The organism is Rhodococcus koreensis, from assembly GCF_900105905.1.
Classification (GTDB): Bacteria; Actinomycetota; Actinomycetes; order Mycobacteriales; family Mycobacteriaceae; genus Rhodococcus_F; species Rhodococcus_F koreensis.
This window is the reverse complement of record NZ_FNSV01000008.1, coordinates 60,816-72,191: the sequence shown is the minus strand read 5'-3', so window position 1 is coordinate 72,191 and position 11,376 is coordinate 60,816. Positions and strand designations below refer to the sequence as shown.

At 63.1% G+C, this 11,376-nt stretch carries 11 protein-coding genes; 6 read left to right on the top strand and 5 right to left on the bottom strand.

Translation table 11 applies throughout. The features are described 5' to 3' along the window. Positions 1 to 601 precede the first annotated feature (601 nt). From BLV94_RS47285 to BLV94_RS47270, 4 genes are read right to left on the bottom strand one after another with little or no spacing between them, the layout of a single operon-like run. Complete coding sequence (locus BLV94_RS47285; protein ID WP_244163963.1) at positions 602 to 877, bottom strand: hypothetical protein; 276 nt, start codon at positions 875 to 877, stop codon at positions 602 to 604. Then, positions 874 to 1,239, bottom strand: a complete 366-nt coding sequence (locus BLV94_RS47280) for a hypothetical protein (RefSeq protein WP_072950900.1) — start codon at positions 1,237 to 1,239, stop codon at positions 874 to 876. The genes BLV94_RS47285 and BLV94_RS47280 overlap by 4 nt, the downstream gene beginning before the upstream one ends. A 20-nt stretch (positions 1,240 to 1,259) precedes the next feature. Further along, positions 1,260 to 1,646 carry a DUF3846 domain-containing protein gene (locus tag BLV94_RS47275; RefSeq protein WP_072950898.1) on the bottom strand — a complete coding sequence of 129 codons (387 nt, stop codon included), beginning with the start codon at positions 1,644 to 1,646 and terminating at the stop codon, positions 1,260 to 1,262. After that, on the bottom strand, positions 1,643 to 2,362 hold the full coding sequence (locus tag BLV94_RS47270; RefSeq protein ID WP_083396008.1) for a hypothetical protein: 720 nt from the start codon (positions 2,360 to 2,362) through the stop codon (positions 1,643 to 1,645). Before BLV94_RS47270 ends, BLV94_RS47275 begins: the two co-directional genes overlap by 4 nt. A gap of 289 nt (positions 2,363 to 2,651) precedes the next feature. Here BLV94_RS47270 and BLV94_RS47265 point away from each other — a divergent pair, with 289 nt between their 5' ends. From BLV94_RS47265 to BLV94_RS47240, 6 genes are all read left to right on the top strand, one after another. Then, positions 2,652 to 3,167 (top strand): hypothetical protein, encoded by a 516-nt coding sequence (locus tag BLV94_RS47265; RefSeq protein ID WP_072950910.1) that lies wholly within the window; start codon positions 2,652 to 2,654, stop codon positions 3,165 to 3,167. An 86-nt stretch (positions 3,168 to 3,253) separates the two neighbouring features. Next, on the top strand, positions 3,254 to 3,700 hold the full coding sequence (locus BLV94_RS47260; protein ID WP_072950896.1) for a GNAT family N-acetyltransferase: 447 nt from the start codon (positions 3,254 to 3,256) through the stop codon (positions 3,698 to 3,700). A 65-nt stretch (positions 3,701 to 3,765) separates the two neighbouring features. After that, positions 3,766 to 4,293, top strand: a complete 528-nt coding sequence (locus BLV94_RS47255; protein WP_072950894.1) for a P-loop nucleotide/nucleoside kinase family protein — start codon at positions 3,766 to 3,768, stop codon at positions 4,291 to 4,293. A 163-nt stretch (positions 4,294 to 4,456) separates the two neighbouring features. Next, positions 4,457 to 5,632: a hypothetical protein gene (locus BLV94_RS47250; RefSeq protein WP_072950892.1), complete on the top strand. Its 1,176-nt coding sequence runs from the start codon at positions 4,457 to 4,459 to the stop codon at positions 5,630 to 5,632. Positions 5,633 to 5,723: 91 nt separating this feature from the next. Next, positions 5,724 to 6,677: an abortive infection family protein gene (locus BLV94_RS47245; RefSeq protein ID WP_072950890.1), complete on the top strand. Its 954-nt coding sequence runs from the start codon at positions 5,724 to 5,726 to the stop codon at positions 6,675 to 6,677. Positions 6,678 to 7,343: 666 nt separating this feature from the next. Beyond that, positions 7,344 to 7,823: a GNAT family N-acetyltransferase gene (locus BLV94_RS47240; RefSeq protein ID WP_167372264.1), complete on the top strand. Its 480-nt coding sequence runs from the start codon at positions 7,344 to 7,346 to the stop codon at positions 7,821 to 7,823. 65 nt (positions 7,824 to 7,888) lie between these two features. Here BLV94_RS47240 and BLV94_RS47235 read toward each other — a convergent pair whose 3' ends face one another. Continuing rightward, on the bottom strand, positions 7,889 to 11,311 hold the full coding sequence (locus BLV94_RS47235; RefSeq protein ID WP_244163962.1) for a DEAD/DEAH box helicase: 3,423 nt from the start codon (positions 11,309 to 11,311) through the stop codon (positions 7,889 to 7,891). Positions 11,312 to 11,376 lie beyond the last annotated feature (65 nt).

Here is an 11,376-nt window from a genome sequence, read left to right as displayed (position 1 = left end):
TTCGCTCCCCGCCAGGGAGCCGCTGCGCGGCTCGCAGTGGGCCAGTTCCCGTTGCCGTCGATCGAGTCGCTTCGCTCCTCTGAGTTTCCAAAATTAGGTTCTCACCTGTGCCTTTCGTCGGCTCGTTCGATTCGGTCCCCCACACCCCAACGAGGCTGGGGGCGCGGGTGGGTGCGTCCGAACCGCCGCCCGCTCGCCTTCCCGCGCCACCTGGTGTCATACCCACAGCATACCACCCACCCCTCATACAACCCGAAACAGTCGAAAATCTCACAATACTTAATACTGTTGTTTTACAACATATTACGAACCTTACAACCTGACATTTGTGCACAACTCATATAAAAACTTATTCACCAACTGATTACCTAAATACATTGTTAATCAATAACTTTCACAACCAGCCCGCAACCGGACGAAACGGGCCCCGCGCGCCCGCCGGCATCCCGGCGCCGGCACTCCCCCGAGCAGGTCGCCGGCACCCCCACATCACAAACCGGGGACATGTCATCACACCAGGTCACAGCACCATTACGGCCCGACGCAGTACATGGCCCGCACCCCGGAAGTCGGGTGCGGGCCATGTACCGAGCGAGGCGATCTAGGCTGCGGGGTCCAGCCAGGGCCGATCGTCGCGGCCCTCGACATAGACCCCGCCGGGCGGACCGTCGAGCAGTGTCAGCAGCAACTCCCGCGCCGCCGCAGAGGCACCGGCGAGCATCTCGTCCCGGTGCTCGCACCAGTCCTCCCACTCCCAGCCCGCACCCGCATCGATGCAGCTCTCCACCGTCTCGACCGGCTCACCGCCCACGAACACCCACACACTGGTCGGCCCATCGGGGTCGCGGACGATCACCGCCTCCACCAGCGCCGTCACCGCTGAGCCGCCCGAGTGAGCGTATAGCCCAGCGACTCCGCCAACAGGTGCAGCAGATCATCCGCCGACGGCAACGGTGCCCGGTCCATCCGATCCCGGACCGCGTCGCACTCCGCCTGGTCCTCGCACATGCACTCGCTGTTGCGGGCCCCGTCCTCGAGGCCGGAGTCCAATCCGCAGCCGTCCACCGTCACCGGATCGAGCACCCACCGGTCGATGCCGTCCCAGTCCCGCATCAGATACACCCAGATCGATTCCTCGATGTAGTGGGTGCCGCGGGCCAGGGCACGCTCACCCTGCGACATGTAGACCTCCTGCGTGGGAATGGTGCTCGTGCCGGTGGTCGTGATCGTTGTTGTCATCGTGGGGTTTCCTCCCTCAGTCAGTGGTGCACGGTGGGCACGAACACCACACCGGTCAGCAGGGCCTCTTTCTGGGCGTCAGACAGGCCCACCGTCGCGCCGTTGCCGTCGTGGGCCGCGAACACCACGGCACCGCAGAACGGCTGCCAGATCGCCCCATGAGCCCGGGCAATCGCCGTCGCCACCAGATTCACCTCCGCATCGGCGACGATCGCGCCCTCGTCATCGACCCACATGTCCAGATCCCCCAGCCGCACCACGTCGAACCAGCGGCACCCGATCGCCGCCCGGACCGCCGACCCGGTCGACTCCCCCGCCCCGAGGTCGATCACCTCGGCACGGCCGTCCACCCCGATCCGCACCGCCTGCGCAGTCAACGTGGTCTGCGTGCTGGTGGTGGCGGTCATGCCTGCACCCCCGCCACCGTGTACTCCCGCAGATCCAGGCCGTGACGGCGGAACCCACCAATCCGGCGACCCAGCGCCCGCGCCAGCACCTCCCCGTCCACCTCGCCCTCGGCGACCTCCTCCGAGCGCGCCGACACCGAAACGGACACCTTCGTGGTGATCGTCACCAGGGCCTCCACCGTGAACTCCCGACTGCGCGGCGGCAGGTCGTGATCTTCCATGAACCGATCGAACTCGCTGCACAGGTTGTTCTCGTCGGCCCACTGGTGGGCCGAGGTCGCGACCGCGTCAATCCACTTCATGTGATCGGCATGCGCCCCCTCGAGGCGCTCCCGCAGCGTCGCCGTCTCCCGGCGCGAGACCATCGCCGCCGCCAGCGAACCCGCCACCCGCTCCCAGAACACCGGCACCGGGCGCTGCACCGACGCGACCACCACCTGATCCGGGCACACCCGCCCCTCCCACACCGGCGCATCCGGGGACAGCGGCACCAACGCCACCGACACCACCCGCTTGTCCTCGGCGACACTGTGCACCGACAACCCCGCCACATCGGTGCGGTCCGCGACCAGCCAGCCCGCCGTCCAGCCCTCGCCCTCACGCACCTCGACGAACACCCCATCCGCCGGGAACACACCACCAACCGGGGCAGACACAGCGGCACCGCCGCCGCTCGACACGATCGCATTCTCGACAACTGCAACGTCCACAGACATCACAACTCCAAACCCCCGGACCACAGCCGGGCTCACCGGAGCGGAAGGGTGGTCAACCCCCTCCGCCCCGCATCAATTGGGACACCGAAAACATAACCCACCCCACCGACACAAACAACCCGAAACACGCTGCACAACAAACGAATTCGAGCCGTACACCACTCACAAAAACACCCCGGAATCAAGCCCCCGAACCCCCAAAACGCCACCTACCCATCCCGTGCCGGGGCACGGGATGGGTAGGGCAAAGCCGCACCGCCGGGAGCCGTCGACGGCGATGATGGGTTCCATGCCGATGCCGGACTGGAACCAGGACAGTTTGGTGTGGCGCTTCGCCATGACCGACGACGGTCCGGACTTCCACGACACCCCGGGATTCGATCCACCGGACCCGTGGCTACTCGCGATCGCAGCCGTTGCCCGGGATCTGCGCTGCCTGCGATACGGAGAACGCGAACTGCAGGTCGAACGTCTGGTGTGGGAACTCGCAATCAGCGACCAGTACGCCGTCACCCTCGGCTGGCGCGGGCCGCGGGTCGGTGGGTTCAACCTCTGCCACGGCGTATCGATGGATGCTCCCTACCCACAGGCCGCGGTCTGGGTCGCCGAGACCACGCAAGGCGAGCTGACCGGATACGAGTTCATCCAGTGGCCATCGCGAGGACGGCACATCCTCAACCCCCTCCTCCACCCGGAAGGACCCGTGTGGGTCGACCCGCACACCGACACCCCGGTCGCCACCATCGGCGAACTCTGCGAGCAGACCGCCGCCTGGGAGGCCCTCGCCCCGCCCCAGGAAAGATGAGGGCAGTCAAGCACCTCACGGGAGAATTCGACTCCTCAGGTTCCATAGACAGCGCTTTGCGAACACCGGCCTTACCGTGGTCTCTTGTGAGCGCACTCCCTGTCGCCATCGACGAGGCCGGTCCCGACGCCGACGGTGCGATTTCGCTCCTGACGTACGCGGTGGGATCAGTGGATCGAGACCGTCTCGACGTGGCGCTCGTGCCCTACCGGACCGGATCTGCGGTCCTCGCCGTCGCCCGAACACCGCAGATGACGGTCGGGGTAGTCGGATACAGCGCGGCACCGGATCGGACGACGCTGCTGCACCTCGCCACGCACCCCCTCTACCGGCGCCGAGGCATCGGCACAGCCCTCATCCACTGGGTGCAGTCGTCCCACCCCGGCATCCCGCTCGTCGCCGAAACCGACGCCGACTCCGTCCACTTCTACGAGAAGAGTGGTTTCACCAGCGTCTCGCTCGGCGAGAAGTACCCCGGCGTCGAGCGGTACCTCGTCCGGCGGGCCCCATCCCACTACGCCCCGCCACGGTGATCACCACGGCCAGAACGATGGCCGGTACGTGACACCACAATGTCTGTTGTACGACGATCCAAGGCATGAACATCCAGGTGATCGTTCTGACAGGTCTCTCCGGCACCGGCAAATCCACCCTCTCCGACCAACTCGCACGCGATCTCGGTGTGCCCTCCTTCGCCGGCGACTGGCTGCTCGGCGCACTCGCACCCGCCCACCACGTTCTCGCCGGACTCGGCCGACAGCAGTACCTCGCGATGTACCACAGCCTGCTCGAATCGCTGATCACCCGGCAGCTGATGCTCGACCAGGGCGCCACCGTCGACTGCGCCATTGCCGACACCGTCGCACAGCGGTGGCAGAAGATCGCCGAGAACCACCGCGCCCGTCTCCACATCGTCGAATGCGTCTGCAGCGACGAAAACGAATACCGCCGACGTGTCGAAGTCCGGCAACGCCACATCCCCGGCTGGCACGAAGTCGACTGGGACCACGTACAACGCATGCGCGCAGAATCGCCGCCCCTCACCGTGCCCCATCTGACCGTGGACACCATCACCCCGTTGGAGGACAACCTCGATCGCATCCGCGCCTGGCTCAAGCAGCATTGACCAGCTGCCCGGAGCACTGAGAGCTGCCGCAGTGTCGGCCGACGTGGATTGTCGGCCACCGACGCGGACGGATCGCCACTGAAGTCGATCAGGGCAGGGTCTCCCTGTATGCCGCGAACAGGGCCAGTCAGACTTACTCCGAACTTTGAGAATTGGAGTGCTGATGGACCTGACCGACCCTGAGTACGCACTGACGTGGCCCCGCGAAGTCTTCGTCGCCGAAGCCAAGGACATGATGAGGACGGACGCGGAACGTCAGTCCTTCTATGCCGACTACGCCCTGCTGCTCGAAGAGGCCTTCGCCGGCAGTGCCCCCGCAACCGAGTATTCCTCTGTGAAGGGAATGATGGACTGGGCCGGAGAAACCGGCGGCAGTTGGCCGGAGAGCATCCAGAGTCTTCAGACCATCCTGCACAAAGTCCCCGTGGTCTCCGAGCTGGTACGCCGTGCCGACGAACTGAGACTCCACACCGCACGCCCCCCGTACTTCTCTCGGCGGAACTCCTCGTCACCACCCGACGACCGCGCAACCGGTGAACCCGACTGGGCCGCCGCGAAGGAGCGATTCAGTACATTCGCTGCACGGTGGCAGAGCACCGGATACTTCGGAGACGTATACCCGGACGGGTGCGTGGACGGCGACGAGGACGAGCCCGCCCTGAAAGAACGGCTCACCGAACTGTACGGACACGAACCGCCGGACTTGGCGCACACCGCGGTCGATGCGTGGAGTGATGACGAGTTCTGCGACCTGGTCGAGCTTCTCCACGATGTCGCCGCGCGACCCCGCAATCGGTACGACCACGAATTTTCCCAATGCGGGTATCACTACTCCGACCACGCACTGCGGACCGGGCAGCTGCTCTACCGCATCCGTGTGAACGAACTCCTGGCAGCAACCCGTCTTCCGTTCCGGCTCGCGACCGAGGGGGAAGATGTAGGCCGCCTCGTCACCATCACCGACGAGGCTCGCGCAGACCTACTCGTCCAAGTGGCGCAGCAACCCACGACCTTGCTGAAAGACCAGGTTGGTCACGCCATCGCTTTGTTCAGGTCACGCCAGGCCACCCGTGAGGACAAGGTTTCGGCGATTCGGGAGCTGATGGCCGTTCTTGAGCCCGATCGCTATCCCGTTTTCAAGGACACCTCAGTTGAGAAGGACAACGACAGCCTGTTCCAGATCGCGAACCGGTATGCCATCCGGCATTACAAAGATACCGATATGCGCGACTACAGCTCCGCGTTCCTCGACTGGATGTTCTGGGCTGCTCTGTCGATGATCCAACTTTGCAAAGACCTGAAGGTAGAAGCGGCTGCCGGCGCTGGGAAGAATCAATGAGCTGCGGGTGGGATACCGCGTCTCCCGCATCACTCCGTACCGTCGACACAGCACTACTCGCTGCAAGTCGGTCCTCGACGAGGAGGTATCGATGAGAACCGCCCCTGCACCGAAATCGACAGCGGGAGTTCGGCAAATCACCGACATCACTCGACAAGCCATAGCCGACCTTCTAACACTCGAGCGTGACTACTTCTGGTTCGGGAAGGGGGATGAACTCTCCTTCCTCGGCGATCTATACGACCTGAAGAAGCTCCCCAGCACTGACTACCGGTTCTCCGACGCCGACGGCGACATATGGCAACACTGCGTAAACAACTTCGACTGGGACGCGAGTTGGGTCTTCTCCGACCCTCGGTTCGATCTCCTCAACGGCACCGACGAGCAGTTCCTTCGCTTCCTCGCCCGCACAGTGCACCCGCTCGTCCGACGTGACGACATCGCAGAACGAATGGTGTCCGACCTCAACAAAGCACTCGCACCCGACAAGTACGAACTGGTCCCCGAGACCGAGATCAGTGGAAGGAAGGTCTACACCTGGCGGCGCCTGGACGGCTACCACGGCGATCGACCCGCTGCACTCACCGTCGACCGAGCCACACTCGGTGACCGTGACACGCTCGACCGCCACCTCAGACGGATCGAACCAAACATCACCGCCGACCCCGAAGCCGCGATCGGTTCGTGCAAAGAACTCGTCGAATCCGTATTCGTCCAGATCCTCAATGAACGCGGGGCGACGCACAAACGCGGCGACGACCTGCCCACCCTCTACAAGGCCGTGAGCAGGGCACTCGATCTTGCCGGTAGCTCCGTCGACGACGATCCTGACGCGAGCACGGCCGTGAATGGCCTTCTCCGCAGTTTAGGGAGTTCGGTCCAATTTCTCGGTGAACTTCGCAACAGAGTCGGCACCGGACACGGAAGAGCCACGGCCAGTACTGCAGATCGTCGGCATGCACGCCTCGCCCTCAACACTGCAGTGGCCATCACCGAGTTCCTTTTCGATGTCTGGGAAACGCGGCATGCCGACCAAATGGATTAGCCGCCAATAGCAGTGCGCGCTTGCAGTGCCACGGTGAGGGTGGGTCACTGGCTACCATCCCAGATTTCTGGAACCGCGTCGTACGCGGCGCTGCGATGCTTGGCGACGTCCGGCGGAGTCGGTGGCACCTAATCGTGCTCGGGACCGCGGACCCGGTAGTCCTCCAGATGAGCCTATTCGGGCGCCGTGCCGCGCCCACCCGCTGTGCTGACGCCTGGACGCGCGGGTGGCGCCCCAACCCACCGGCCGCCGGGCTTGCCGCATGCTCATGCCGCCCGCGACCAACACCCCGGGTGCCTTATCTCGCACCGCACCTCGTGGTTGACCGCCGTTGCCGACCGCGCACGGTGGCGGGGATCCGCGCCGCGCATCGCTTCCCGAACCGCCCTGTCCTGGTTTGACACTTGCTCCTTACGCACTGGTCGACCGGTAATGACGCCGACCACTCAGCCAGATCTACCCGTCCGGCGCTCCTCACTTTCGCCCGAGATCAGGTATACCCCCAGTGAACTCTTGAGAACCGACACCCGGGTCACCTGGCAGCACTACGGCTTTGGTGAGCGGGATGCATAGCCGGGCCAGGGTGTAGGTGAGGCATACGACCCGATGATCGAACCGCCCGGCCGCTGTGCGAAGCTTCCTCGCATGAGCTGCACCGTCCGCCCAGTGAAGACGAGCGACCTCGATGAACTCGAGGACTTGCTGGGCGCAGCCGGCTGGGAAACTAGCGCAGCCCAGATTGAGTCCGGACTCGACACCTACGACGTATACGTCGCACTCGACACCAAGGACAGGATTATCGGGATGCTGGAGGGAAGGTTCGACTCGCTTTACGAGGACGACTATGCACCTTGCGTCCTGACATATCCCCAAGCCTGGATCAGTCTCATGACAGTCGACAAATTCTCGCGTCATAAGGGGGTAGGACGCGCACTGCTACGCCGCTTCGCCCAAGATGCCCGAACCGTCCATGAAAGGGAATACCTATCGCTGGCCGTCGAGCAAGGCGAGGATGACAGCGGCCGGATCGCGTTCTTCAGCAGGTGTGGTTTTCGTACGATCCACCTTGAGCCTGGGGTCTATCACGTGATGGGTGCGCCGCTATCGGAGGTTGCCGTTGAACACCCGCCTGTCTCACCGTTGTGAACACGTCTGGACGAAGAACGCGCCCTCGAATACTTTCCAAACGGCGAAGTCGCTCACCGTGCGGTCTATCCCTCACCGAGTGGCAGCGAGATGAGCAGACTCGGCGGTTCTACCATTTCGTCGATCGCGAGGACGAGGTCGAGCCCAGTGTCGAGAATTGCCTGTACGTCCGCGTGGTCCTGGGACGCAACAATCGCAATAAGTTCCTCGTCTGCGTAGATCGCTAGCGGCTTCGGGTCGGGCTCATCATGTGCGGGCACGAGCGATAGACGTTGACCAAAGTTCACCATTCTTCGGTCGGCACCCGGCAAGTCAAGCCTGACGTTCCCTGATTCGAGAAGTGTCTTGAGCAGGCTTCGGCTGCGGACTCTAGTGAATTCGAGTAGATCGAGTATCTCTGACGAGGTGGCTTCGTAGCGCTCTCGCCAATCGGCAATGTCCATTTCCGCCAACCAGGAGCGAAGGTCTTCATACGCCGGCTCGACGTCTGCCGGGAGCGAATCGTTGACAGCGTGGGCCAATCGCCTGGAGCGGATGCCGGACGTCATGAGCAGCAGGGCGTGCGCAGTATTCACTCCGTACCGGATGTATCCCCCGAGCTCCGGACACAGCCGGATTTCGCTAGCCTCTCCGGCGAATCGGGCGTTGACCAGTTCGACCACTGCGCCAACGGTCCATGCCAGGAAATGCTCGAACTGTTCCGTGATGGCACCGACCATTTGGCTGATACGCCACGCGGCGTTTGGTGCTGTCCTGAGATGGGTGTCGGCGAGGTCGGGTAATGGCTTGCCGGCGATCCAATCGTTGAGCAGAACGAATGGTTTGACGTCAATGACATTGCCTCGGCTGCTGGTGAGGAACTCCCACTCGGGTGCTTCGGCAAGCTTCAGCAATTCTTCGAACATCTGCGGCAATGTTGCGATGGCATGCACGGGGTCCATTACGTCCGGAAGGTTCCCGCCAATCCACAACTCAAGGATCTCCTCATGCAACCGTCGCGCCAAGTCGTCGATAGCTCGAGCCGATCCGATCGACGTTCCTGTCCGCGGCCACCGACGTCGTGCTTCCGAGTCACTTGCGACGTAACGACGGCGCGCTGCCTCCGCGACCTGTGTGCACCTGGCGCGGATCTCGTCCGATTGAGTGGCCGCTAGTGTGGTCCCAACGATGCGGCTGATATCAACGGACTCAGGATCTTGACCATGCCCCTCCTCTATCGCCAGTGTCAGCCACACGAAACTAATAAAGTCTGCTGCTGCGTCGACCGCGGTAAAGATGGAGTCTTCATCTTTACCTAGTTCTTCCTCCAATCTGGCGAATGCGTCCAAGGCACTCTCAGTGATCAGTGACGAGGTAACGGCAAGCGCTTCCGCCCCGGGGTTGAGATCTCGAAAGTCTTGGTCGGTGGGCGAGGCCGCACGCACCAAAACAATCCAGCCCTCGGTCTCCTTCCCTGCCCGCCCAGCTCGGCCCATCGCGTTGACCAAGCGGGCACCGCTCAGTTGGCTGTCCTCATGCTGGTCGGGGAAGGGCTGGTCGTAGATCACCACGGTGCGAACGGGAAGATTTACGCCGTCGGTCAAGGTCGAGGTGCACGTCAGATATGGCAATACGTCTTCGCGAACCGCCTCCTCAAGCGCCTCTAATATCTCGATGGGCAGCCGCGCATGATGGAAGCCGACTCCATGGCGCAACACGCTGACCAGAGGGTGGTCATCGCCGAGCTGTTGCCTCACGAAATCGACCAACGGAGCCAGTGACGGCTGTTCGTCGCGCGTGCCTGCGAGTCCTTTTGCGAGTAGCTCGGCCTGGCTACGCGTCGTAGCAACCACGAGGACTGACCCCGCATGCCCCAGCGCGGCAATCATTTCACTGGCGATCACGTAATGCTTCGTTGAGTGTCCTTCGTCCTTCTTCCACTCTGCAGGGAACTCACTGCCATCTTTCGACTTACGAACAAATCGCCATCCCGTGTCGCTCTGTGTGGACAGCTTCCTGATGCGGGTATCCGCCATGCGCAGGCGAATCAATCCGCTGAGCTCGGTCGTGTGCCGGTACTTCCACTTGCTGCCAGCACCTCCCTCAATCTTGGTCGTCTCCCAGTGCGCCTTCGTGGTGAAAGCTGCGTGAAGGCGACGCGGACCCCGCCACGCGGACTCATGTAGGAGATATCTGCCTTCTGGGCTGAGCCATTGAGCGATGGCGCCCGCGTTACCCATCGCAGCGGAGATCAACGTGATCCGGTGGTCCGTTTGCCTGGTGAGGTAGTCCAGCAGTGCAATGACCGACTCCAGTACGAACCCTCGACCCGACTCCTTGATCAGTTGCGCCTCATCGAAGATGAACATTCCAAATTGGTCGAGAACGGCGTCTGCATCGTGGCGCAAGAGGTTGCCGAGCCGCTCCGGCGTCATGACCTCGACATCGGCTGGCTCCGATGGTTGGAGCTCGAACAGGGTGTCGAGGTAAGTCATGGGGTAGTCGGGCTGGTCGTTGCCGGTCTCCTTCTGGAGAATTCGCACACGGCTGGCCATTGCTCGCCGTACTTCGCGGCCGAGGCTGCGTGTGGGTGCGACGTAGCAGACAGATCGATCGGTGCGGGCAAGTTGCTCGACTGCAAGCATCTGCGCGACGAGGGTCTTGCCGCCGCTGGTAGGTACTGCGAGGACCATCCTTCGGACGCTCCGGTCGAAAGGTGACTGAGGGCCGTTAAATAGGTCGCGTTGCGGCTCCCAGAGCGTGAGGACGGGGGGATTTCCCATGGTGAAGGCTTCGCGAACCAGGACCGGTACCGATGGCGGCAACACAGCGGGGTTCCACAGTGAGCCCTGTTCCGCTTCGTCGGAGAAGCGCAATAGATGGGCCGCAACCCATCGTGAATTGAGGTCTCCAGGACCGGCCTCTCCGATCGCCGCGGAGCGGAGCCGCGCGCGGCCGCGTTCGAGGCGGTCAGAGTTTCCTCGGGCAAAGTAGTGAAGCAGGTCCTCAGCGCCTAGAACCACCATCTGGGTAGGGCCGAACACGGTTGTCGTGAGGTCAGGCACCTCGAAGCCGCGGCCAATCGTCTCGAGCTGTCGCCGCCACCGTGCCAACCAACGGAACAATGTCTTGGTCTCGAATCCGAGGAATGCGAGGCCGACTTCCAACGAGAGGGTGCTGATGTGTTCGGTGACGGCGGAATCGATGTCGATGTCACTGCGAAGCCGGTTCATGATCGCAGTCGCATTCGGGTCCCGGCCGCCCCGGCGGTATCCGATCGCCGCAGCAAATCCGTACGAAAGTCGTTGTTCTGCCGTCCATTCGTCCTGGTCGAGGGCCAAGTCGAAGATATGGGCGCTGACCTGGAATGCCTGCCGCTGCCTCGCGAGTGTGTAGCGCTCACGTGCTTCGTCGACCGAGGCGACACCGTGCAGGTACCAGGCCACGTCGAACAGTTGCGTGTCCATCTCGGGTTGGCGAAGGATGAGGCGGACCTCGACATCCGCCATCAGTCGTTGGAGTTCCTCGGCTGTCGGCAGCCCCGTCCTCCCGCCGAGGGCTCCATTGAGCAACC

Bases quoted from the DNA above. Each gene is read 5' to 3' on its own strand.
- BLV94_RS47280 (WP_072950900.1), bottom strand. From the start codon at position 1,239: ATGACAACAACGATCACGACCACCGGCACGAGCACCATTCCCACGCAG.
- BLV94_RS47275 (WP_072950898.1), bottom strand. From the start codon at position 1,646: ATGACCGCCACCACCAGCACGCAGACCACGTTGACTGCGCAGGCGGTG.
- BLV94_RS47270 (WP_083396008.1), bottom strand. From the start codon at position 2,362: ATGTCTGTGGACGTTGCAGTTGTCGAGAATGCGATCGTGTCGAGCGGC.
- BLV94_RS47265 (WP_072950910.1), top strand. From the start codon at position 2,652: ATGCCGATGCCGGACTGGAACCAGGACAGTTTGGTGTGGCGCTTCGCC.
- BLV94_RS47255 (WP_072950894.1), top strand. From the start codon at position 3,766: ATGAACATCCAGGTGATCGTTCTGACAGGTCTCTCCGGCACCGGCAAA.
- BLV94_RS47250 (WP_072950892.1), top strand. From the start codon at position 4,457: ATGGACCTGACCGACCCTGAGTACGCACTGACGTGGCCCCGCGAAGTC.
- BLV94_RS47245 (WP_072950890.1), top strand. From the start codon at position 5,724: ATGAGAACCGCCCCTGCACCGAAATCGACAGCGGGAGTTCGGCAAATC.
- BLV94_RS47235 (WP_244163962.1), bottom strand. From the start codon at position 11,311: ATGGCGGATGTCGAGGTCCGCCTCATCCTTCGCCAACCCGAGATGGAC.